The sequence below is a fragment of the Kribbella qitaiheensis genome, from assembly GCF_014217565.1.
Classification (GTDB): Bacteria; Actinomycetota; Actinomycetes; order Propionibacteriales; family Kribbellaceae; genus Kribbella; species Kribbella qitaiheensis_A.
On sequence record NZ_CP043661.1, the window covers coordinates 3,227,187 to 3,249,587 of the forward strand.

General features: G+C 68.5%; 21 protein-coding genes and 2 pseudogenes. 2 read left to right on the forward strand and 21 right to left on the reverse strand.

Annotation, left to right across the window (positions count from 1 at the left end; all coding sequences use genetic code 11):
* Positions 1-2: 2 nt before the first annotated feature.
* From F1D05_RS14815 to groES, 9 genes and pseudogenes are all read right to left on the reverse strand, one after another.
* Positions 3-647, reverse strand: a complete 645-nt coding sequence (locus F1D05_RS14815) for a DUF4276 family protein (protein ID WP_185448239.1) — start codon at positions 645-647, stop codon at positions 3-5.
* Positions 648-699: 52 nt separating this feature from the next.
* A complete protein-coding gene (locus F1D05_RS38860; protein ID WP_206686467.1) occupies positions 700-915 on the reverse strand; it encodes a hypothetical protein in 216 nt (71 codons plus the stop codon).
* 24 nt (positions 916-939) lie between these two features.
* A pseudogene (locus tag F1D05_RS42980) lies at positions 940-1,344 on the reverse strand (AAA family ATPase); the annotation flags it as partial.
* A 290-nt stretch (positions 1,345-1,634) separates the two neighbouring features.
* Positions 1,635-1,844, reverse strand: a pseudogene (locus tag F1D05_RS42985) (AAA family ATPase); the annotation flags it as partial.
* A gap of 99 nt (positions 1,845-1,943) precedes the next feature.
* Positions 1,944-3,458 (reverse strand): IMP dehydrogenase, encoded by a 1,515-nt coding sequence (guaB, locus tag F1D05_RS14825; RefSeq protein ID WP_185448240.1) that lies wholly within the window; start codon positions 3,456-3,458, stop codon positions 1,944-1,946.
* 167 nt (positions 3,459-3,625) lie between these two features.
* A complete protein-coding gene (locus F1D05_RS14830; protein WP_185448241.1) occupies positions 3,626-4,918 on the reverse strand; it encodes a hypothetical protein in 1,293 nt (430 codons plus the stop codon).
* Entirely contained in the window at positions 4,911-5,594 is a 684-nt protein-coding gene (gene shbA, locus F1D05_RS14835; protein WP_246486703.1) for an RNA polymerase sigma factor ShbA, read from the reverse strand. Before shbA ends, F1D05_RS14830 begins: the two co-directional genes overlap by 8 nt.
* Before the next feature lie 406 nt (positions 5,595-6,000).
* On the reverse strand, positions 6,001-7,620 hold the full coding sequence (gene groL / locus F1D05_RS14840) for a chaperonin GroEL (RefSeq protein ID WP_185448243.1): 1,620 nt from the start codon (positions 7,618-7,620) through the stop codon (positions 6,001-6,003).
* Between the two features lie 121 nt (positions 7,621-7,741).
* A complete protein-coding gene (gene groES, locus F1D05_RS14845; RefSeq protein WP_112243007.1) occupies positions 7,742-8,038 on the reverse strand; it encodes a co-chaperone GroES in 297 nt (98 codons plus the stop codon).
* Between the two features lie 255 nt (positions 8,039-8,293).
* Here groES and F1D05_RS14850 point away from each other — a divergent pair, with 255 nt between their 5' ends.
* Both F1D05_RS14850 and F1D05_RS14855 read left to right on the forward strand, forming a co-directional pair.
* Positions 8,294-9,451 (forward strand): class I SAM-dependent methyltransferase, encoded by a 1,158-nt coding sequence (locus F1D05_RS14850; RefSeq protein ID WP_185448244.1) that lies wholly within the window; start codon positions 8,294-8,296, stop codon positions 9,449-9,451.
* Between the two features lie 199 nt (positions 9,452-9,650).
* The gene (locus F1D05_RS14855; RefSeq protein ID WP_185448245.1) at positions 9,651-10,007 is read left to right on the forward strand and encodes a MerR family transcriptional regulator; all 357 of its coding nucleotides are present in this window, start codon (positions 9,651-9,653) and stop codon (positions 10,005-10,007) included.
* Here F1D05_RS14855 and F1D05_RS41965 read toward each other — a convergent pair.
* The 12 genes from F1D05_RS41965 to F1D05_RS14915 all read right to left on the reverse strand — a co-directional run bounded on the left by F1D05_RS41965 (position 9,992) and on the right by F1D05_RS14915 (position 22,347).
* On the reverse strand, positions 9,992-10,279 hold the full coding sequence (locus F1D05_RS41965; protein ID WP_281388947.1) for a sigma factor: 288 nt from the start codon (positions 10,277-10,279) through the stop codon (positions 9,992-9,994). The two genes, F1D05_RS14855 and F1D05_RS41965, sit on opposite strands and share 16 nt — an antisense overlap.
* An 83-nt stretch (positions 10,280-10,362) precedes the next feature.
* Positions 10,363-13,704 carry a S8 family serine peptidase gene (locus tag F1D05_RS14865; RefSeq protein WP_185448246.1) on the reverse strand — a complete coding sequence of 1,114 codons (3,342 nt, stop codon included), beginning with the start codon at positions 13,702-13,704 and terminating at the stop codon, positions 10,363-10,365.
* Positions 13,705-14,101: 397 nt separating this feature from the next.
* On the reverse strand, positions 14,102-14,887 hold the full coding sequence (locus F1D05_RS14870; protein WP_246486704.1) for an alpha/beta fold hydrolase: 786 nt from the start codon (positions 14,885-14,887) through the stop codon (positions 14,102-14,104).
* Positions 14,884-15,351, reverse strand: a complete 468-nt coding sequence (locus F1D05_RS14875) for a GNAT family N-acetyltransferase (protein ID WP_185448247.1) — start codon at positions 15,349-15,351, stop codon at positions 14,884-14,886. The genes F1D05_RS14870 and F1D05_RS14875 overlap by 4 nt, the downstream gene beginning before the upstream one ends.
* The gene (tsaD, locus tag F1D05_RS14880) at positions 15,351-16,403 is read right to left on the reverse strand and encodes a tRNA (adenosine(37)-N6)-threonylcarbamoyltransferase complex transferase subunit TsaD (protein ID WP_185448248.1); all 1,053 of its coding nucleotides are present in this window, start codon (positions 16,401-16,403) and stop codon (positions 15,351-15,353) included. The genes F1D05_RS14875 and tsaD overlap by 1 nt, the downstream gene beginning before the upstream one ends.
* On the reverse strand, positions 16,396-16,848 hold the full coding sequence (gene rimI, locus F1D05_RS14885; protein ID WP_185448249.1) for a ribosomal protein S18-alanine N-acetyltransferase: 453 nt from the start codon (positions 16,846-16,848) through the stop codon (positions 16,396-16,398). Before rimI ends, tsaD begins: the two co-directional genes overlap by 8 nt.
* Positions 16,845-17,516, reverse strand: a complete 672-nt coding sequence (gene tsaB / locus F1D05_RS14890) for a tRNA (adenosine(37)-N6)-threonylcarbamoyltransferase complex dimerization subunit type 1 TsaB (protein WP_185448250.1) — start codon at positions 17,514-17,516, stop codon at positions 16,845-16,847. Before tsaB ends, rimI begins: the two co-directional genes overlap by 4 nt.
* A gap of 1 nt (position 17,517) precedes the next feature.
* Positions 17,518-18,438: a tRNA (adenosine(37)-N6)-threonylcarbamoyltransferase complex ATPase subunit type 1 TsaE gene (gene tsaE, locus F1D05_RS14895; protein ID WP_185448251.1), complete on the reverse strand. Its 921-nt coding sequence runs from the start codon at positions 18,436-18,438 to the stop codon at positions 17,518-17,520.
* The gene (locus F1D05_RS14900) at positions 18,435-19,553 is read right to left on the reverse strand and encodes an alpha/beta fold hydrolase (RefSeq protein ID WP_185448252.1); all 1,119 of its coding nucleotides are present in this window, start codon (positions 19,551-19,553) and stop codon (positions 18,435-18,437) included. The genes tsaE and F1D05_RS14900 overlap by 4 nt, the downstream gene beginning before the upstream one ends.
* On the reverse strand, positions 19,553-20,710 hold the full coding sequence (gene alr, locus F1D05_RS14905; protein WP_185448253.1) for an alanine racemase: 1,158 nt from the start codon (positions 20,708-20,710) through the stop codon (positions 19,553-19,555). The genes F1D05_RS14900 and alr overlap by 1 nt, the downstream gene beginning before the upstream one ends.
* Positions 20,711-20,818: 108 nt before the next feature.
* Complete coding sequence (locus F1D05_RS14910) at positions 20,819-21,466, reverse strand: HAD family hydrolase (RefSeq protein WP_246486706.1); 648 nt, start codon at positions 21,464-21,466, stop codon at positions 20,819-20,821.
* A complete protein-coding gene (locus F1D05_RS14915) occupies positions 21,463-22,347 on the reverse strand; it encodes a LysR family transcriptional regulator (protein ID WP_246486707.1) in 885 nt (294 codons plus the stop codon). The genes F1D05_RS14910 and F1D05_RS14915 overlap by 4 nt, the downstream gene beginning before the upstream one ends.
* Between the last annotated feature and the right edge of the window lie 54 nt (positions 22,348-22,401).

The window sequence follows — 22,401 nt, forward strand, 5'->3', positions numbered from 1 at the left end:
GGTCAGTGGGCCTGCAGCTGATCGATCCAGGATTTCAAACCCGGGCACCGCTCGATCACGGCTTCAAGTCCCGCCTCCCGGATCACCTCGATACCGTCAGTGACCTTGTCATAGTCAGGCCAGCAGCGCAGTACCCGTTTCGAGGGCGCGGTCAGTGGCGAGTCGTTCAGCAACTCGACATCCCCGCCAACGATATCGACTTCAGCGTTGAGCTTCGTAGCGACTGCCCGCTCGCCCAGGACAGCAGTTGATCCCATCGCCGCGGCGATGACCCAAGTCTCGAACTCATGCAGTACTACGTTCGGAACGAAGCGTCGATGATCGATTGTCGCGGCCATAGCCTGAACGCGTTGCTCGGCACAGCCGCGCGGCTGATGCGGGCGTGCACAACAGTCGGCCCCTGGCGCGTCCCAGGGGTAGGCGTAGAAGTCGACCAGGATCGATACCCAACTGAACTGCTTCGCCCCGAGCAACTTTCTGAGGTCGCTCTCGTAGTGCCGCCAGCTACCGCCACCACGGAACGCCGTACCGTCAGCCAGCCGGGACGTCTTGACGATGACCGGCTTGACGTAGATATCGAATTGCTGCAGATACCTTGACGTAGATATCGAATTGCTGCAGATACGGAGCCAGGATCTCGCCGACAAAGGCAGATTCAGTCTGCCCCTCGACCACCAGGGGCGATCTGACGCAATCCCATCAGCTCCACGCACGCGGTGAGTCGTCAGGACGCGGTCGACCGCCGAGCAGATTCTTCTCCCAGAGCTCACCCAGGGAGTAGTCGGCCAGCCAATCCTCCAACGCGGCCGGATCCGGGCGCTGGATCTGCGTGCCTGTGCTGGTTCGTTCGACGATCGCGACTTCCTCGACGCCGAACTGCTCCAGCAGTGTCACCGACTGGGTGGCGGCAATCACCCTTCGATCGCTCGCCGCCCGCCGAAGTAGTGCGGCCAACTGGTGGATCGCGAACGGATGCAGACCGAGCTCGGGCTCATCCAGCACGATGGTGCCCGGAGCATGGTCTTGCAAGAGGAGAACAGACAGGCAAACAAATCGGAGGGTGCCGTCGCTGAGGTTGTCGGCGGAGAAGACCGAGTCCAGCCCACGCTCCCGCCAACGGAGCCGGATCGCGTTGCCTCGGGTTCCAGGACGAAGTCGTCGAAGTACGGCGCGACAGTGCGGACGGCCGGGATGACCCGGCGATAGCTCGACGGCTCCTCGGTCCGAAGCCGAAGCAGTACTGCGGCCAGGTTGCGCGCGTCCGGCGCCAGGTTGTCCGCCGGGTCCACCCGACGTTTGACCGGCGCGTCGGCGCTGGTGTCGTCGAAGTGGAAGACCCGGCAACCTGCGACGACACCGAGGACGTACGCCGCCTTGGCCTCATGCTCGGCCTCGAAGCGCAACGTGCTCTCCCGAGTTGCTGCCAACGTGGTCGAGTAGGGCCGCTCGAACCTCGCGCGGTCGTGCAGCAGCATCGTTTCGCGTACCAGGCCGGAGTCGTCGCTCGCAGCCTCGACCCTGACGTTGTAGCCGTTGGAAATGTTCCCTTGCCATTCACCCCAGACCTCGAGCTCGATCGCGTCGGGAGTCAGGCTGGGGTCCGTCGGCCGATGCAGGAGCGCGCCGAAACCGCCACCGGTCAGCAGGCTGTCGTTCAGTTGCTGGTCGATGATGCGGCCGAGCATCTCGAAGGCATTGACCACGTTGCTCTTACCTGCGCCATTCGGACCGACCAACAGAGTGACCGGGCTGGACAGCTCCAGGACGGCATGACTCAGAGAAGTCAGACCACGAACCTCGAGCATTCGCAGCGGCACCTCGGCAGCCATTTCTGCCTCCGTCATCGGTAGGTGTCCAGTCTCCCTAGACACTTCACACCTTGTCACAAGACAAAGCGTGAACCCTGGATCCTTGTCCTATTGCAGGGATCCAGCTCACGGAAGTCAGCGGCCGGAGTAGTTCGGCGCTTCTACCGTCATCTGGATGTCGTGCGGGTGCGACTCCTGCAGGCCGGCCGAGGTGATCCGGACGAACTGGCCCTTCTCCTGGAGCTCGGGGACGGTGCGCGATCCGCAGTACCACATCGACTGGCGGAGGCCGCCGATCAGCTGGTGGGCGACGGCGGCGAGCGGGCCGCGGTACGGCACCTGGCCCTCGACACCCTCGGCGATCAGCTTCTCGTCGCTGCCGACGTCGCTCTGGAAGTAGCGGTCCTTGGAGTACGACTTGCGCAGGCCGCCGGCGGACTGCATCGCGCCGAGCGAACCCATCCCGCGGTAGGCCTTGAACTGCTTGCCGTTGATGAACACCAGGTCGCCCGGCGACTCCTCGCAACCGGCCAGCAGCGAGCCGAGCATCACGGTGTCGGCACCGGCCACCAGGGCCTTGGCGATGTCACCGGAGTACTGCAGACCGCCGTCACCGATCACCGGGATGCCGGCCGGCTTGCAGGCCAGGGAAGCCTCGTAGATCGCGGTGACCTGCGGCACGCCGACGCCGGAGACGACCCGCGTCGTACAGATCGAACCGGGGCCGACCCCGACCTTCACGCCGTCAGCACCCGCGTCGACGAGCGCCTGAGCGCCCGCCCGGGTGCCCACGTTGCCGCCGACGACGTCGACGCCGCGGGTGGCCGGGTCGGCCTTGAGCTTGCGGATGATCTCCAGCTGGGCCTGCGAATGACCGTGCGCGGTGTCCACCACGAGCAGGTCGACGCCGGCCTCGACCAGGGTCATCGCCCGCTTGTAGGCCTCGCCGAAGAAGCCGATCGCGGCACCGACCCGCAGCCGCCCCGCGCCGTCCTTGGTGGACAGCGGGAACTGGTCGCGCTTGACGAAGTCCTTGAGGGTGATCAGGCCGGTCAGCTTGCCGGCCTCGTCGACCAGCGGCAGCTTCTCCACCTTGTGCTTGCTGAGCAGCGCCATCGCGTCGTCCGCGGAGATGCCCTGCTTGCCGAGGATCAGCGGCTGCTTGGTCATCACCTCGTGCACCGGGCGGTCCTGGCTCGTCTCGAACCGCATGTCACGGTTGGTGACGATGCCGACCAGCACGCCTGCGTCGTCCACGACGGGCACACCGGAGATCCGGTACTGCCCGCAGAGCGCGTCGGCCTCGCCGATGGTCGCGTCCGGGCCGATCGTGATCGGCTGCGCGATCATGCCGGACTCGGACCGCTTGACCAGATCGACCTGCTGGGCCTGGTCCTCGATCGACAGGTTGCGGTGCAGCACGCCGAGCCCGCCCTGGCGCGCCATCGCGATCGCCATCCGGGCCTCGGTGACGGTGTCCATCGCGCTGGAAAGCAGCGGGATGTTCACCTCGATGTTGCGGCTGACCCGGGAGCGGGTGACGGCCTCGGACGGAATGACGTCGGACTCGTTGGGCTGCAGCAGCACGTCGTCGAAAGTCAGACCGAGTACTGCGAACTTGTCGGGAACTCCGGAGGGTGTGATGTCCATGAGGAAGGCAGGCACCTTTGCACGGCGAGATCGGAGTCCCATCCTATGCCGGGGGTGCCCCGGAGCCTTAATCGGTCATCCGCAGGCGGCAGGGGACCCCCGGGGCGTCACCGCAAGACCACGCCCGGAGGCGCGGCCTTGCGTCCGCAGTACGGAGGGACTGGCTGTCAGCGTCCGTTCATCGGGACATTGAGGACCGTCAGGATCTGACGGAGCGTCATCCCGGCCATCGAACCGTGCGCCCGGGCGATCGCGGCGTGCCGGCCCTCGACGTACTTACCGTTCGAGTGCTTGCCCACCTGGTACTTGCCCTTGGCGTAGCCGAGCGCCACCTTGCCGCTCGAATGCTTCGCCGAGGTGTCCTGCGAGCCGCCGAAGTACTGCTCGAGCCGGGTCGGCAGCTCGGTCGGCTCACCGGTCGGCGTGGGCAGCAGCTCGCTGAGCGTTGGCCCGACGGACAGATCGCCTGACGGCAGGTCGCTGCCGGCCGGGGTGGTGTCCGTCGCGCCGCCAGGCGTGCTGGTCTGACCGGTGTCGCCGGTCTCGGTCTGGCCGGTCCCGGTCTCGCCGGTCGATTCGCCCGGCACGGTGGTCGGGATCGTCGTCGGTGCGGCGCTCGGCTCGGTGACCGGATCGCCGGTCGTCCCGTTGTCGCCCTCGCCGGCCGGCTGGGTCGGACCGCTGGTCGGCGGGTCGATCGGGCTCGGGGTCGGCGACGTCGTGTCCGTCGGCTCAGTCGGAGGAGGCGTCGGCGTCGTGTCGGTCGGCTCGCCGGTGGGATCGCCGGTCGGCTGCTCGCTCGGATCGGACGGCTGGGTCGGCTCGACCACCGGCGGCTGGACCGGGTCCTTCGTCGTGGTCGGCTTCTCCACCTGCAGCGGGTACGGCCGGTCCAGCGGCGGCGTCGGCAGACCGGTCAGGTCGGACGGGCCTGCGATGAACGGGTTGTCCTTCTGCTCGGCGTCCTTGACGGCCTGCTGCTCTTCCTGCTTCTTCTGGTAGTCCTTCTGGACCCGGACGATCTTCGACTTGTCGAAGATCGTCATTCCGTCGAGCTTCTCCTTCGGGACCGTCGTCTCCGGGCGCAGCCCTTCGACGACCTTCTCGATGACCTTCTCGTACGGCGACAGCGGGTCACCCGTCACCGCCGCGGCCACACCGGACACCGACAGCGCGGCGACCGCGACGACACCGAGCGCCAGGCCACGGGCCGCCATCTTGCGAGCGAACGGGTCGTTCACCGGATGCAGCGCGGCACAGCGCGCCAGGAAGCTCTCCGGGTCGTCGATCGTCTCCACCGGGAGCTCGTCCATCACCTCGACGGCCAGCCTGAGTTCGGCCAGCACCATCAGGGCCGGGTCGTGCTCGGCCGCCGCCCAGGCGGTCTCCCCACCGGCTGCGAGCAGGTCGAGCAGCGCGTCATCGGCTTCGATCGCGTCCAGATCAAATCGGTCACCCATGTCGCTCCTCCCCTGCCCTTCGTTCCACCTTTGCCTCATGCCCCACAAACCCCCTGAGCGTATTCAACGCCCGATGCTGTGCGACCCTCACCGCCCCCGGTGTCATCCCCAGTGCCCGGCCGGTCTCCTCGGCTGACATCCCCGCAACCACCCGGAGTCGCAGGATCTCCCGCAGCTTCTCCGGCAATCTGTCCATCAAGCTCATCACGTGCCTGAGCTCCGCATACCGTACGGCGTGCTCCTCCGGCGTCGGCGACTCGTCCGCGCCGTCCGGAAGATCCGGCGTCGACACGTCCGCCACCGCGAACGCACGCTGGGCATCGGCGACCTTCCTCGCCGCGATGCCGTACACGAACGCCTCGAACGGCCGACCCTCGTCACGGTACCGGCCGAGTGCGCCGAAGACCGCGACACAGACTTCCTGAGCGACGTCATCGACCATGTCGGCGCCGCCCGGATAAGTCCACAGCCTCGATCGCACATACCGATGGGCAACAGCCCGAACCCGGGTCAGCAGATCGTTCAACGCTGTCCGATCGCCACTGCTAGCCAGCGCGGCGAGATCACGCAGATCCACCCGGTCAGGGGTGTGCGGTACTTGGACCTCGGTCACCTCGCCCCCTCGTATCGGACCGGTCAGCCTGCAAGATAGTACGGCCGCCGACCCCGCTTGCATAGTGGCAATCGGTGATGACTGAGCTTCTTTCACTACAACCTGTCACTACCGCCACGTACAGCGAACAGCCCCCACGCAACTCCTGCCTGCCGGCGGCTGGTCGGGGCATCGCGACGTCTCCACTGTCGGGCCTGCGTCCGGCCCGAACGGACTCCAGGCACGGCCACAAGCGCGGCAGGAGTGTGGAGGCGGGGTGCTGCGCGGCCACGCTCTGGGGCGTCTCTGTGCACGGGGGTGAGTGTCCGCCGGGTGAAGGCTGCTCAGCTGGAGCACAAGGGCGCGGTGTGAGGGCCCCGGTCCCCTGCCCCCAGCGCGGGGGTGTACTTCCCGGAGTACAAGAAGAACTGCCCGGCTGGTCCGAGGACCGGCCGGGCAGTTCTGGTGGTGCGGGTGGAGAAGTGAAGAATCAGTGACCGTGGCCGTGACCGTGACCGGCCGCGGCGGGCTCTTCATCTTCGGGCTTGTCGACGATCAGGGTCTCCGTGGTGAGGAGCAGGGCCGCGATCGAGCCGGCGTTGGCCAGCGCGGAACGGGTCACCTTGACCGGGTCCAGGACACCCTGGGCCAGCAGGTCGCCATACTCGCCGGTGGCGGCGTTGAAGCCACTGCCGACCTCGAGCTCCGCGACCTTGGCGGTCACGACGTAGCCCTCGTAGCCACCGTTCTCGGCGATCCAGCGCAGCGGCTCGACGATGGCCTTGCGGACGATCCGGACTCCGGCGAGCTCGTCGCCCTCGAGGCCCAGGCCGCCCTCGAGGACAGCGGCGGCGTGCACGAGGGCGGAACCGCCACCGGCCACGATGCCTTCCTCGATGGCCGCACGGGTCGCGGACACGGCGTCCTCGATCCGGTGCTTCTTCTCCTTCAGCTCGACCTCGGTGGCCGCGCCGACCTTGATCACGCAGACGCCGCCGGCCAGCTTGGCGAGGCGCTCCTGGAGCTTCTCGCGGTCCCAGTCGGAGTCGGTGCGCTCGATCTCGGCCTTGATCTGGTTCACCCGGCCGTCGATGTCGTCGGACTTGCCGGCGCCTTCGACGACGGTGGTGTTGTCCTTGGTGACGACGATCCGGCGAGCGGTGCCGAGCACCTCCAGACCCACCTGGTCGAGCTTGAGGCCGACCTCGGGCGCGATCACCTGGGCGCCGGTCAGCGCGGCCAGGTCCTCGAGCATCGCCTTGCGGCGGTCGCCGAAGCCCGGCGCCTTGACGGCGACGGAGGTGAAGTTGCCGCGGATCTTGTTGACCACCAGGGTCGACAGGGCCTCGCCCTCGACGTCCTCGGCGATGATCAGCAGCGTCTTGCCCGACTGCACGACCTTCTCCAGCAGCGGCAGCAGGTCCGCGACAGCGGAGATCTTGCCCTGGTGGATCAGGATGTACGGGTCGTCCAGCACCGCTTCGCCACCCTCGGCGTCGGTGATGAAGTACGGCGAGATGAAGCCCTTGTCGAACTGCATGCCCTCGGTGAAGTCCAGCTCGGTGCCGAAGGTGTTCGACTCCTCGACGGTGATGACGCCGTCCTTGCCGACCTTGTCGAAGGCTTCCGCGATCAGCTTGCCGATCTCGGCGTCACGCGCGGAGATGGTGGCGACGTGGGCCATGTCGCCCTTGTCGTCGACCGGCCGCGCGGTCTCGATCAGGCGCGCCGACACGGCCTCGACGGCCGCCTCGATGCCCTTCTTCAGACCCATCGGGTTGACCCCGGCGGCGACGGCCCGCAGGCCCTCGTGCACCAGCGCCTGGGCCAGCACCGTCGCGGTGGTGGTGCCGTCACCGGCGACGTCGTTGGTCTTGGTGGCGACCTCCTTGGCCAGCTGCGCGCCAAGGTTCTCGAACGGGTCGTCCAGCTCGACCTCACGGGCGACGGTGACACCGTCGTTGGTGATGGTCGGGGCGCCCCACTTCTTGTCCAGCACGACGTAGCGGCCCTTCGGCCCCAGCGTCACCTTCACCGTGTTCGCGAGCTTGTCGACGCCACGCTCAAGGGCGCGCCGCGCGTTCTCGTCGAACTCGAGGATCTTCGGCATGGAAAACTCTGTCCCTCTCTGGGTTACTGGCGATCTTGGTGCCCGCGGTCAGAACCGACTCCGCCCCGGCGCCGGGAATCCGGTCACCGGAGCGGTGTCAGTCAGGACCTGCGGGCGATCGTCACTTGCTGACGATGGCGAGGATGTCGCGGGCGCCCAGGATCAGATAGTCCTGGCCGTCGTACTTGACCTCGGTGCCGCCGTACTTGGAGTAGATGACCTTGTCACCCACGTTGACGTCCAGCGGGACGCGGTTGCCGTTGTCGTCGATGCGGCCGGGGCCGGTCGCAATGACCTCGCCCTCCTGCGGCTTCTCCTTGGCGGTGTCCGGGATCACCAGGCCGGACTTCGTGGTCTGCTCGGCTTCGAGCGGCGCTACGAGGATACGGTCCTCGAGCGGCTTGATCGTGACCGACACTTGCTGACCTCCACGGTCGAGTTCTTCGTGTTTTCGGGGTGAAACAGACGGCCGTACGCCTCTGCCGTCGCGGGGATCAGAGGCCGGGCCGCTGGCACCCTCGAGTGGAGAGTGCCAACACCGAATCTAGGCCGCGTTTAGCACTCGGTCAACTCGAGTGCCAGAATCTCGCCCCCGGGAACAGTCCTACCCGATGTCGGGCAGCACGCGAGCCGCCGTGTAGACGATAGGGACCGCCCAGGCAGACTTGGGCGGGTGACTCTCACCCTGTTGCTCGACCCGATCGGCAGCACCGTGCTGGCCGAGGCTTGTTCGGCGTACGCGCCAGGCGGTGAGCTCAAGCTGGTCGAGAAGCTCAGACGCCGGTACGAAGCTGCTGTGGTGACCGCCGCGATTACCCAGGCGTCACTACGCCATCGGGCCGTCGCCAAGTTCGGCGCGGAGGACGCGGCACGGATGTACTTCACTCCGGATGGGTTCGAGCAGGCAACGCGTTCTACTGTCGGGAACCACCGGGCTGCACGGATCGCTGCGACGATGCCGGAGGCGTCGGTGGTCGACCTGGGCTGTGGGATCGGTGGCGACCTCATCAGCGCAGCGCGGGCCGGGCTGCGCGTCACGGGCGTCGAGCGCGACCCGGAGACGGCCGCAGCAGCACGCGCGAATCTTGCTGCGCTCGGCCTGCCGGGTGAGGTCGTCGTGGGAGACGCGGAGGCGCACGACGTCACGCAGTACGAGGTGGTCTTCGCTGACCCCGCCCGGCGGGCCGATGGGAAGCGGGTGTTCGACCACAACGCGTACTCGCCGCCGTGGTCCTTCATCAGTGCGCTCCTGGAGCGCACTGCCTGCGTCAAGGTCGCTCCGGGGATCCCGCACGACGCCGTACCGGCAGGGGTCGAAGCGGAGTGGGTGAGCGACGCCGGTGAGGTCAAGGAGGCCGCGCTCTGGTCGGGGAAGCTGTACGGCGGTACTGCGCGTCGCGCGACGCTGTTGCCGGGTGGAGCGACAGTGGCGTCTGCGCCGGAAGCCGTCGACGGTCCGGTCGGGCGGTACATCTACGAGCCGGATGGTGCGGTGGTTCGCGCTGGGCTGGTTACTGCGGTCGCCGACGCGGTCGGTGGTTGGCTGCTGGATCTACGGATCGCTTACGTCACTGCTGATGAGTTGGTGGCGACGCCGTTGGCCTCTGCCTATGAGGTTGTCGAGGAGTTGCCGTACCGCGAGAAGGCGCTGCGGGCCTGGGTGCGCGCGGAGGGCATCGGCACGCTCGAGATCAAGAAGCGTGGGGTCGATGTGGATCCCGCCGTACTGCGTCGGCGGCTGGCGCCGAAGGGGGCGGCGAGTGCCACACTCATCGTCACCCGGATCGGGCGTGACGCGGTCGCCTACTCGTGCCGGCGGGTCTCCGCCTGAGAGTCGGCAACTCGCTGCTCGGCGATTTGCATTCGGAGTGTATTCGAATGTATCTTCGAACACATGAGCGAGTGCCCGGTCGACCAGCCGACGGACGAGGTGCTGCGCCCGTTGCCGCTCCCGGCCGGGCACTCGCCGCTAATCCTGTTCCGCGCCGGCGCTTGACCTGGAGCGTGCTCTAGGTCGGAGGATGGAGGTCATGAGTTCGTACGCACCTGCCGAAGCCTCCGAGCGCACCGGCCTGAGCCTGGACACCTTGCGGTACTACGAACGCCTGGGCCTCTTCGGCCCGGTGCAGCGTACGTCGGGTGGTCAGCGGGTCTATACCGATCACGATGTGGCGTGGTTGGGGCTCTTGGTCTGCCTGCGCCGGGCCGGGCTGGGAATCACCGACCTGCAGAGGTTCATGGGCCGGCTGCGTGACCGCTCGAACGGCAGCGCGGACGTGGTCGAGTTGCTCGAAGGCAACCGGGACCGACTGCGAGACGAGGTCGCCAAGCTGAACCTCGCCCTCGAAGTCCTGGACGACAAGATCGCCTACTACCGCAACCACTGACCCACCCCCACCGTCTCGACACCGCGTCGATGCCGGGCGGCCGGTGACGGCGAGTGTCGCCGCCGGAGCCGTCGGCTTATCGTTGGTCCAGCCGGCGGGCCGAGCTCCGGACTGACCCGGTGCCACTTCAGGTACAGCTTGGTGAGCGCTGTCTGCACCAGGTCCTCGGCCCAGTGCGCGTCGCCGGTGGTGAGCAGCCGCGCGATCCGCACCATCCGGCCACGGTGCGCGGCGACGTACGTCGAGAATTCCTGGTCTCGGTCGATGGCCACGCTTCTCCTCGGATCCTTGCCGGACACTTCCTCACCGTTCGATACCGTCCAAGCCCGCTGCCAGGTTGCACGCACCGCAGGCATCAGCGCTTCACCACGTATCCACGCAGCACGGTCTGCTCCACCTTGTTGCCCTCAACGTCCTCCGCGACGGAACGCAGTGACACAGCCGCACCTCTGGGGTTGTCCACCTCCGCACGCCAGCCGTCCCCGACCTGATGCACCGTCGCAGCCCGCCAGGTCTTACCGTCGTCGGTGGAGACGTCGACGGTCAGGTTCTTCACGCGGACCGCCGGGGCGCCCGGCTGACGCTGGACGGAGACCGGGACGACGAACCTGGATCCTGCTTGTGCCTGGTTGTGATCGTCCAGCGGCGGCGTGAAGTTCACCGCCATGAAGGGCAGCGCCGCGGAGCCGTCGACGTGGGCGGACCGGAAAGTCCAGGCCGTCTCGACAGTGGTCGACCGCTGGCTCCACGGCGTCTCCACTCGCGTCTCGAGCCGGTACGACGCGCCGGCAGGCGGCACGTCGGCCGCTACGTAGGCTGCCCGGGGCCAGTCCACGACCAGCTCGCCGTCGCGGTACAGCTTGGCCGATCCGGACGGGAGCTTCGGTTCGTTCACGTGCAGCGGATTGCTGTCCGACCGCAAGCTCAGGCCGAGGATCAGCTGGTCGCCCACTCGCCGGGCGCCGCGCGCGAGCCCGTTCGGCATGATCGGAGGTGAGATCAACCGCGGCCCGAAGACCCCCTTGTTCCACTGCTGCTGGTAGGTCCGGCCAGGACGGTAGACCGACCGCTCCGAGTCGAACAGCCACGGCCCGGCCGAGGAGCCGTCCGCAGCCCGCGCGACGAAGGTCGAGGACCACGCCAATCCGTGCGTCAGGTAGTACTCGGTCCGCCGGAACGGCAGCGTGCTAACCAGCTCCCGTGCATCGGTAGTCGGTACTGCGTAGTCGAGCGTCGCGTCGGCCGGGTGGGGCCAGTGCATGGTCTTGCCCTCATCAGGCACGTCCGTGTCGACCGCGTAGGCGCCGTTCACCGTCGCGAAGTCCTGCTGCCGAGGGTTCAACTGGACGCCGTCCAGGACTTGGCCGAGCCGGTAGGCGGCCACGTTGTACTCGTACGGGCTGTTCGCGAAGTCTCCGGCCGGACCGGGCTCGGCGAAACGGGCGTAGGCAATGCTGACGACGTCGGTGCTGGGCGCAGGCGGGCCGAGATCGGTGACGTAGATCGGGTGCTCGGCGTCACCGGGCTGGAAGTATGTCAGCGCAGAGCCGGGTCCGCGGTGGACGTCCCGGGCCACCACCAGGTTCTGCTCCATCAACCGGGCCGTGGCCTTGGGCACCGACATTGCGAGCGGCTTGGCCTTCCGGGCGTCGAGGGTGAGCGCGCTCTCGGTACCGATGGTCAGGACCGAGTGCATCAGCAACGTCCAGTCGTTGCCGGTCACCGTGCTGAAGTCCGCAACCGTGTAGTCGCCGGGCGGCAGCCGGAGGGTGGCCGTTGGGGTTCCCGCGCCGTACAGGTAGCCGCCGCAGTACAGGTCGGTACCGCAGTCACCGATCCGGTCGAAGAACGTGAGGTGCTCGCGGGGAGCCTTGCCGTCCCGGCCGATGGTCGTCACCTCGACGGGGTACATCTCCGTCTCCTTCTCCACCCCGACCGGGACGCTCACCGTCGTACCGTCCGTACTGGCGACCAACTGTCCGCTGAACCGCCCGGCCGGAACTGTCCCGGACCTGGTGTCCGCTGTGACGGTCGCCTCTGCGGTCCCGCCCGCCGGTACGACGAGTCGCTGCGGCGAGACCGTGAACAGGCCGGCCGGGTTGCCGGCGATCCGCAGCTCGAGGTCGAGCGTCACCGGGGTGTCGGCCGAGTTGCGGTAGGCGATGGTCTTGGTCTGGACGGGATCGTCCTCGTGCGGCCAGCGTGCCAGTCCGAAGCTGAGACTTGCAGGCGTGGCCGTCACCTGCTGCTTGATCGCCCGGGCGACGTCGATCCGGCCGGCGCCCTGGTCGAACGCCCCCGATCCCCCCGCGGGCTTGGCCGAACCCGTCAAGACCGCCTTGACCTGAGCGCCGGTCCAGTCCGGGTGCTGCTGAAGGAGGATCGCCGCGGCACCGGCCACGTGTGGCGTGGCCATCGACGTACCGGACAGGGAGACGTAGTGGTCACCGACCGGGGTCCCGGCTTCGGTGCCGGCCGCCTTGGCCGCGACGATGTCGACTCCCGGAGCGGTGACGTCGGGTTTGACCAGCCCGTCGCTGGTCGCGCCGCGACCGCTGAAATCAGCCAGAACGTCCTGCTTGTCCACCGCGCCGACAGTCAATGCGGATGCGGCGCTGCCTGGGGAGTCGATCGTGCCCCCGCCACCCTGATGCCCACTGTTGCCCGCGGCGACCACGAACAGCGTGCCGTGCTGGGCCGACAGCGCGTTGACCGCCTGCTCCAGCGGATCGTCGCCCGGTGCGTCGGCGCTGCCGAGGCTGAGGTTGACCACCGCGGCCTGCTGCTCGACGGCAGCCCATTCCATCCCGGCCAGGATCGCGTCCTCCGGGCAATCCTGCTCGAGGCACACCTTGGCGTCGAGCAGCCGGGCATCCGGCGCGACCCCGCGGTAGCCGCCGCCGGACGCGGCGCCGGTGCCGGTGATCGTCGAGGCGACATGGGTTCCGTGCCCGACCTGATCACCCGCCGGAGCGTCGACGAAGTTCTTCGCGGCGGCGACCTTGCCGATCAGGTCCGGGTGCTGCGCGTCGATGCCGGTGTCGACGACCGCCACCGTGACACCACGACCGGTCAGCCCCGCCGACCAGGCCGCCGGCGCTCCGATCTGCGGCACGCTCTTGTCCAGCGTGGGATGCCGGAGGCCGTTCAGCCAGACCTTGCCGACCTCCGCGCGCAGGGTGCCGGCGCCGGACAGGGATTTCCAGAACGTGACCGCGTCCCGCTTCGACTCCTGGACCGAGAAGGCGCCGATGCTGGGAAGCTCTCGGCGCCCACTCCCGCCTGCCAGCGTGACCGCTGCCGAGCGAGCCGCCGCGGTGCGCTGCACGATCAGGGGCAACTGCGGCCGCCGGGTGTCGTCGTACCCGGACCGGATCAGCTCCGTCACGTCGAACAGACGCGGGTCGAGCTTGCCCGCCGCGAGCAGACTGACGGCGTCCAGCGGGATCACTCGGACGCGGCCGGCCTCGGTGGTGATCCGGAAGCGCATCGCGGCTCGCTCCGGCGCCGGGGTCACCTTCGGGGGCGCACCCGGTATGACGTCGACCTTGTCGCCGGTGATCAGGGTGACTGTCCCTCCCAGTTCTCCGGCAACCCGTGGACCAGCGGTGGAACGGGCCACCGCCGGACGACCGGGAACGACCAGCAAACTGCTGACCAACCCGATCGTGAGCAACGTCGTCGCGGGCCTACGCATGGGCGAACTCCTCAGGTAGCGGCGTCTTGTCTGTTAACTACCGGCCAACGCACTCGCCGGGTTGCACGGCTGCCTGGGGTCTTGGTAGCCGGAGAGCTGTCACTGGGCGCGGGGACTGTCCTGTTAGCCGGCTACCGACGGCAACGGGTGCCCTTCGGAATCGCGGCCACGACGAACACCACGACCGGATGAGAACTGAGCCCAGAAACGGCATCGGGGACTGAGTCGACTACAGGCTCAGGATGTCCACGATCGGCGATCCTCCCGGACCCCGAAGGCCCAGCGCGCCCCTGCCGTTGCCGCTGCTGACACGTCCCTGACCGACACCCTTAGAACCCAGAGCGCGCGCCGGCCACCTCAGAACCCGAGCACCAGTTCGGACTCAGCGACCGGACGTCTACCAGTGGGTCAGGCGGGAGCCGAGGCGGGCTCGGGCGATCGAGGCGATGCCTGAGGCGATCGGCGTGGGCCGCGTCCAGGCCGGCAGTGGGTCGCTGCGGTTCGGGTCGGTGCTCACGGCCTCGCAGGCCGGGGAATCACCGAGGGCAGCCCTGGTGAACCGGCCGACGAGAGTGTTCCAGTCGCCGGCCCGATGGAGCATCGCGTGCTTCTCACCCTCGAGGGTCAACATGGCGACCGGGATCCCGCCGGTCCGGAGGCGCCGGGCATAGGCCGCGGTCTGGCGCGGATCGGTGATGCGGTCGAGCGTGCCGTGCGCGAAAGCGACCAGGCCGCGCAGCTGGACGAGCGGTTCGTTCGGCGGCAGCCAGGGCGCCAGCCCGAGCACCCCCGAGACCAGCGGATGATTGCCAGCAGCAACTACTGCGCGGCCGCCCATCGAGTGGCCGATCAGCACCACCCGGCGGATGCGCGCCGGCAGCATGCCCAGCACGGTCCGAAGGTCCGCCGCCGGCGAGGCCGCAGGGCCGTTCCAGCCACGGTACCGATATCGCATCAGGCCGACGGCGGCGGTCGGCGCGGCAGCTCGGGCCGTCACCGCGAACGGCCACATGCGCAGCAGCGGCGCGCGCCACGCATGCGGATCGTCGAACGAGTCGACCACCCCGCCGTGCGCGAGCAGGACGAGATCCGTCGCCGCCGCCGGCGCGGCCAGCAGGTCGATGCCTGGTGAACGCACGAGCTGCTGCTCGTCTCCTCCGCGCTGAGCGGCCTTCCGGGTCATGCCTGATTGTTCCCGACTGTCTCGGCGTACAGGTCGGCGGCGGCCCGTTGGGCGACGAGGAAGCGGCTCGGATCGGCGAGACCCTCGAAGCCGTACGAGCGGTAGAGGCCGTGCGCGTCGGCCGTCGCCAGCATCGTCCGGCGCAAACCCTGCAACTCCGGATGGTCCAGAAGGGTCGACACGACAAAGCGGCCGAGCCCCTGACCCTGATGCGACGGAAGCACGAAGACGTCGGCGATCCAGGCGAAGGTGGCTCGGTCCGTCACCGCGCGGGCGAACGCGACCTGGGCGCCGTCCGGCGCATAGACGCCGACCACGATCGAGTTCGCGATCGCCCGGGCCACCACCTCGCGCGGGACGCCCGGCGACCAGTACGCCGTACGCAGGTAGCCGTGCACCACGTCCAGATCGACCCGCCCGGCGTCATCGTCAGCGACGAACCCCGCGGGATTCTCGCGCCGCATCAGTTGAGCACCGTGGTGATCGGCATCGACGAGTCGGCCGGCAGGTCCAGTGGGGATGGTGCCTTGCCGGCGCGGACCAGTTCTGAGCCGAGGGCGGCGACCATTGCTCCGTTGTCGGTGCACAGCCCGGGTCGCGGCACGCGAACGGCGATTCCGGCTTCTGTGCAACGCTCTTCGGCCATCGCGCGCAGTCGCGAGTTGGCCGCGACGCCGCCGCCGATCAGCAGGTGTTCGTAGCCCCGGTCCTTGCACGCATCGATCGCCTTACGGGTCAGCACGTCGCAGACCGCTTCCTGGAACGCGGCGGCAATGTGGTTGATCGGCACGTCCTCGCCATCGCGGCGGCGGGCCTCGACCCATCGCGCGACGGCGGTCTTCAGCCCGGAGAAGGAGAAGTCGAAGCGGTGCTGCTCGAGGTCGCGCTGACCCGTCAGCCCTCGCGGGAACTTCACGTAGAGCCGATCACCGCCGTCCTGTGCCGCTTTGTCGATATATGGACCTCCGGGGAACGGCAGGCCCAGCACCCGCGCGACCTTGTCGAACGCCTCCCCCGCGGCGTCGTCGATGGTCGAACCCATCGGCAGTACTCCGTCGGTGATGTCCTCGACGGCCAGCAGCGACGAGTGCCCACCGGACACCAGCATCGCCACGCAGCCCTTCGGGAGGTCGCCGTGTTCCAAGGTGTCGACGGCGACATGCGCGGCGAGGTGATTCACGCCGTACAAGGGCTTTTCGAGCGACAGCGCGAGACCCTTCGCGGCAGCGACTCCGACCAGCAGGGCGCCGGCGAGACCAGGGCCGCTGGTCACCGCGACGGCGTCGACGTCGGAGGGTTTGATCCCGGCCGTCTCGCAGGCGCGGCGGATCGTCGGAACCATCGCCTCCAGGTGGGCGCGGCTGGCGACCTCCGGTACGACGCCGCCGAAGCGGGCGTGTTCCTCGACGCTGGACGCGATCGCGTCGGCGAGCAGGGTCTGCCCGCGGACGATGCCGACCCCGGTCTCGTCGCACGACGTCTCGATGCCCAGGATCAGCGGCTCGTTCTCACTCATGGTCCTCCTGCCACCGCATGATGACGGCGTCCTCGCCGCCGGCGTAGTACCCGCGCCGGCGACTGATCTCGGTGAATCCGAACCCGCGGTACAGCTCCGCCGCGGATTCGTTGCTCTCAGCAACTTCCAGTAGAACGGTCCGGCCCGCGCACCGCTGCAAGGCGGCGGACATCAGTTGCCGGCCGATCCCCGTACGCCGTTCCGCCGGGTTGACCGCGATCCGCAGCAGATCCACGGGGTCCTCGGTCGCCGACGGAACCAGCAGTACGACGTATCCAACAACCTCACCCTCATCAGCAACCAGGATCACCCGATCCTGATCCAGCCGGGAGAACTCCTCAGCCCAGGCAACCGCACTCCAGCTCCCACTGGAGAAGCAGAGTTGGTCCAGGTCGGCAACCAGTCCCAGGTCTTCCGAACCGGCCGGGCGGATGTTGGGTCTCATTTGGGGAGGACGCTTTTGGGGCCGCCGGACATGGTGACATCGGGGCGGCGGAGGTAGAGCGGGTCGGGGGCAACGATCGGCAGCAAGCCTGTTGCCACGCCGAGCGCGAGCACTTCGGCCGATGGGTACTCGATGACCTCGGCGGACTCGCCGCGGCCGAGCGCTTCGGCGTACAGGGTGATGCCTCGGCCCGTGATGGGCAGACCGGACAGGACGTGGGCGACGTCTGCGGGCCGGTCGACGGCCGGGCCCTCGATGCGGCGACGGCTGCCGTCTGCGGCAGGGCTGTCGTACAGAGCCCAGTAGATCTCCTTGCGCCGAGCATCGGTCGCGACCGCGACGGGCTGGTCGACAGGAGACTGCAGGGCCAGGATGTCGAGGCTGCACACCCCTGCGAGCTCGATCCCGAGCACGTCGGCCATCGTCCGCGCGGTGACGAGTCCGACCCGCAGACCGGTGAACGGCCCCGGCCCGACGCCGACCGCGATCTTCGTCAGATCACGTGGCGTAAAGCCGGCTGACGCGAGCGCGGCAGCAATCGCCGGCGCGAGCAACTCGCCATGCCGCAAAGCATCAACGGTCGACGACGAGGCAAGCACCTCACCGGTCACAGGATCGGCCAACGCAACAGTCACAGCGGCACTGGACGTATCAAAAGCAAGCAGCATTTCAGTCCTTCTCCAACAGACGTACCCCGGTCTCGGCCCACCGGCGGCCGACCGGCGTGATGCGCAGGTCGCGGGTCTCGTCGGTGTCGTCGTCGCCGCGCGTCACCACGACGTCGAGCCGGTCCGTGGCCAGCGTCTCCGCCAGCCCGTGTCCCCACTCGACCACCGTCACGGCCTCGTCCAGGCTCGCATCCAGGTCGAGATCGTCCAACTCCGCGATCCCACCCAGCCGATAAGCATCCACGTGGACCAGCGCCGGCCCACCCGCCAACGATGGGTGCACGCGTGAGATCACGAATGTCGGCGAGGTGACGGCGCCCCGCACCTTCAACCCGGCACCGAGCCCCTGCGTGAACGTCGTCTTGCCCGCGCCGAGGTCGCCGGACAACACCAGTACGTCGCCCGGGCGCAGCTGCCCCGCGAGCTCTTCTCCGGCCGCCCGCATGTCGTCGTCGGTCGGGATAGTCAGCTCGATCGGCATCGCCTTCGCGTAGATCAGGTCGTGCCCGCGCTGCTCCACCACCGAATAGCCGCGCCGCCGCCAGAACTCCACCGTCTCCGGCAGCTCTTCCCGGGCGATCAGCCGGACCCGCCGCAAGCCACGAAGACGAGCGGTGTCCTCGGCACACCCGACCATCGCCGACGCGACCCCGCGGCCCTGGAAGCGCGGATTCACCGACACCCTTCGCAGCCCGAGCAGATCGCCGGACTCGTCGAAGAGCATGGCACCGGCCGGTACGCCGTCGATGCGCGCCAGCAGCCCGCCATGCGCCGCGACCGTGGCAGCAACGGTTGAAGCGTTCTCGGACAAAGCGGTCGACGGCGGATCGAGCACCCGCCGTACGGAGAAGGCGTGGTGGATCACCGCCACGATCTCGTCGACGTTGTCGGCCGTCGCGTCCACCACGTGCAGGTCGGTCATCTGTGTCCCAAGGATTGTTCGGCTCGCTCGATCATGTCGAGCAGGGCTGCGGTGAACTCGCGGTGGTGCTCGATCAGGCCGAGATGCCCGCAATTCTTCACCTCGACCAGTTCCGCGCCGGGCACCCGCCGGACGATCTCCTCGGAGTGCTCGAACGGGGTCAGGTGGTCGGAGTCGCCGCCGACCACCACGCATTCCACCTTCTGCAACGGCTCCAGGGCGCTGTACTTGTTGTGCAGCGCGAAGATCGGGTAGAACTCCGCGATCACCGAGATCGGCGTCGCGGCGATCATCTCGTTGACGAACTCGGTGAAGGCCGGCGGCACCTCGGAGCCGAACGAGTACTTCCGGGTCAGCAGATAGCTGATGTCCGTACCGGCCTTGCGGCCACGCTCGACCACATCGGGGATCCGTGCGAGGGCCGCGACCGTGGGCGTGGCCAACCGCCGTACCAGCATGCCGGCCCTGCCTGGCAAGGCGATCGGGGTCTGGTCAAGGGCACCTGCACTGGTGGAACACAGGCCTACGCCGATGATCCGGTCGCCGAAGATCTCCGGGTGCTGCTCGGCCATCGCCATGATCGACATGCCGCCCATCGAGTGGCCGATCAGGATGACCGGGCCGCTCGGCGCGTACGTCTCGAGGATCCCGTACAGGTCGCGGCCGAGCTGCTCGATGCTGACGTGCTCCTTCGGCGAGCGCCCGGACCGCCCGTGCGACCGCTGGTCGTAGAAGACCATCGTGCCGATCCCGGCCAGATCGCGCCTCTCGAAGTGCCAGCTGTCCATGTTCAGGCCGTACCCGTGCGCGAAGATCAGCGTCAGGTCCTCGGGTCCCTCCGGCGCCTTCCGCCGCAGCCTGCGCTTCGGCGGCACGACCGGCCGACGGGACCGGCGAAGCTCGTCCACCTCGACATACAGCTCAACACCGTCGTCTGCCGTGAATACATGCGGCGTACCGCGCAGCGAACCGAACGGCTCGGCCTCCAGTTGGGCGCGCTGTCCCGACCGCCGTCCGATCACCTGCCGCTCGACGGCGACACCGGCAGCGGCACCAGCCGCCAGCACTCCGACCGCGGCGCCGATCAACCCCGCGGTGCGTCCAGCCTTGGACATCAGCCGGTCGCCTCCGCGGTGTCGACGTACCGCCGCGGCACCCGGGCGCCGAGGCGGGTCACGATCTCGTAGTTGATGGTCTGCGCGGCGTCCGCCCAGTCGTCCGCGGTCGGCTCGCCGTTCGCTCCCGCCCCGAAGAGTACGACGGCGTCGCCGGCCATCGCCTCGTCGTCCTCGAGATTGACCACGCACTGGTCCATGCAGATCCGGCCGACGATGCCACGGCGCCGGCCCGCGACCTGGACGGGAGCCGAGTTCGAGGCGTGCCGGGGCAGCCCGTCGCCGTACCCGAGCGGGATCAGCCCGAGCGTCGACGGCCTCGGCGCGGTCCAGGTGAGCCCGTACGAGACGCCCGCACCGGCCGGCACGCGCTTGACCATGGCGAGCCGGGCCCGCAAGGTCATCGCGGGCCGCAGTCCGAGCTCGGACGACGGCAGCGCGTGCCCGAACGGAGACAGCCCGTACGTCGCGATGCCGGGCCGCACCAGGTCGAAATGGGTCTCCGGCAGCGCGAGCGTGCCGCCCGAATTGGCGAGGTGCTTCAGCGGCGGGTCGACGCCGAGTGAGGCGGCGACGTCGATCGCGGAGACGAAGTTGACCAATTGGGCCTCGTTCACCGGGCTCTTCGGCTCGTCCGACGAGGCCAGATGGGACCAGATCCCGACGATCTCGATCCGCCCGGCCTTCTCCTCGAGCTGGGCGGCGCGGAGCAGGGCAGGCCACTCCTCCGGTACGGCGCCACCGCGGCTCATGCCGGTGTCGATCTTGAGGTGCACGCGGGCCGGCCGGTCCGTCACCGCTTCGGCCAGCTCGGCGATCTCCCAGGGGGCGGCGGCGGACAGGTCGATGCCGGCGGCAATCGCCTCGGCGACCGGCTCACCCGGAGTCGTCAGCCAGCAGAAGATCGGCCCGGTGTCACCGGCGGCGCGGAGGCTGAGCGCCTCGTCCAGTACGGCGGCGCCGATCCAGTCCGCGCCGGCTTCCCGGGCGGCCCTGGCGACCGGGATCATCCCGTGCCCGTAACCATCCGCTTTCACCACGGTCATCAGTTGCGCGGACTCCACCCGGGAGCGCAGCGCGGCCACGTTGTGGCGGATCGCGGCGAGGTCCACCACCGCTTCGGCACGCACCGTCAGTGGCTCGAGAGGGTCATACATAACCCACCCAGTCTCTCAGGCCCTTTGGCCCAACTCCCCCAGGCGGTCCGGACCACCCACGTCCGGTCGGTCCAGAGAGGATACCCAGAACAGCCTGCCGGGACACTTTCAGGCACCTGCGATGAGCCCTGGAAGAGCGCTCATCTCCGTGAAGATCTCGGTGGCGGTGGTCAGTTTGTGACGGTCGGTCATGGCCGCGAAGCCGAAGACGCGCATCCCGGCCGCGTTGGCGGCGGCGACGCCGAGGGGGCTGTCCTCGACGACCACGCAGTCGTCCGGCTTGACGCCCATCGAGCTCGCCGCGTGCAGGAAGAGGTCCGGCGCCGGCTTACCGTGCTCGACGTCCTCCGAGCTGAAGATCCGCCCATCGAACCGGTCCCAGAAGCCGACCGTGGTCAGCGCGGTATGGATCCGCCGATGCGTCCCCGACGACGCCAGACAGTACGGCGTACCGTCGGCATCCAAACCGTCCAGCACCTCCCGTACTCCGGGCACCGGCTGCAGGTGAGCGAAGCCCTCGAACAGTTGCTGGTGATACCGGTCCTCCAGATCAGCCGGCAACGCGGACCCCAGCATCGCCTCGGCCTTCCGCCGCATCGACACCATGCTGCCGCCCATGTAGTCCCGGACCGCCTCGTCGAGCGTGTACGGCAGCCCGGCCTCGGTGAGCAGCCCGGCGAGGATCCCGTTGGCCAGTCGCTCGGAGTCCACCAGCACACCGTCGTTGTCGAAGATCACCAGCGCAGGTCGAGTCACACCGCAACCCTACGCAGCGCCTCGATCGCGGCGATGACCGCGGCGTTCTGTCTCATTTCGGCCCGGAGCAGGACGGCGACAGTCCGGCGAGGCGACGTACGGACCGGCAGCACGACGACGCCTCTCCCAGGAGCAGCCGTCAACGCGAGCTGCGGGAGCAAGGTCACCGCGAGTCCTTCGGCCACCAGTCGCTGCGCCACCACATAGTCGTCCGTCCGATGCCGTACGTCGGGAACGAAGCCCGCCTCGGCGGTCGCACTCATCAGATGCGCCTCGCACCGCGGACACCCCGCGATCCAGCGCTCCCCAGCCAGATCCCCCAACGCAACAGGCTTCCCCCGACGCGCCAGCCGATGACTCGACGGCAGTACTGCGCGCAGCGGGTCCTCGAACAGTTCCTCGGTGACCAGATCCCCGTGCTCCGGCTGATCCAGATGATCGAACACCAGCGCGAGATCCGCGGTCCCGGCCAGCACCTCCGCCCGCGCCTCAGGCGGTTCGAGCTGCGTCAGCCGTACGTCGAGGTCCGGCGCGCGAGTGGCCAACTCGGCCAGCGCCGGCGGGATCAGCACGGCCGCGGCGGACGGGAACGCCACCAGCGAGAGCGTGCCCTGCTGCAGCGTCGCCAGCGCCTGCAACTCGGACTCCGCCGCCGACAGTCGGGCAGCCATCGCGTCCGCGTGAACGAGCAGTGCCGTACCAGCCTCCGTCAGGGTGATCCCGCGAACCGAGCGGAGCAACAGCGGAATCCCGACCTCGCGCTCCAGCCGCTGCATGTGCTGGCCCACGGCAGGCTGCGTCCAGCCCAGCGCCTCGGCCGCCTTCGACAGCGAACCGAGTCGCGCGACCTCACGGAAGATCAGCAACCGGCGGGGATCCACATCCAAAGCTTAGCTTTGGGTCTATCTGAGAAGGACGGTGTAGCGCTTGAGCTG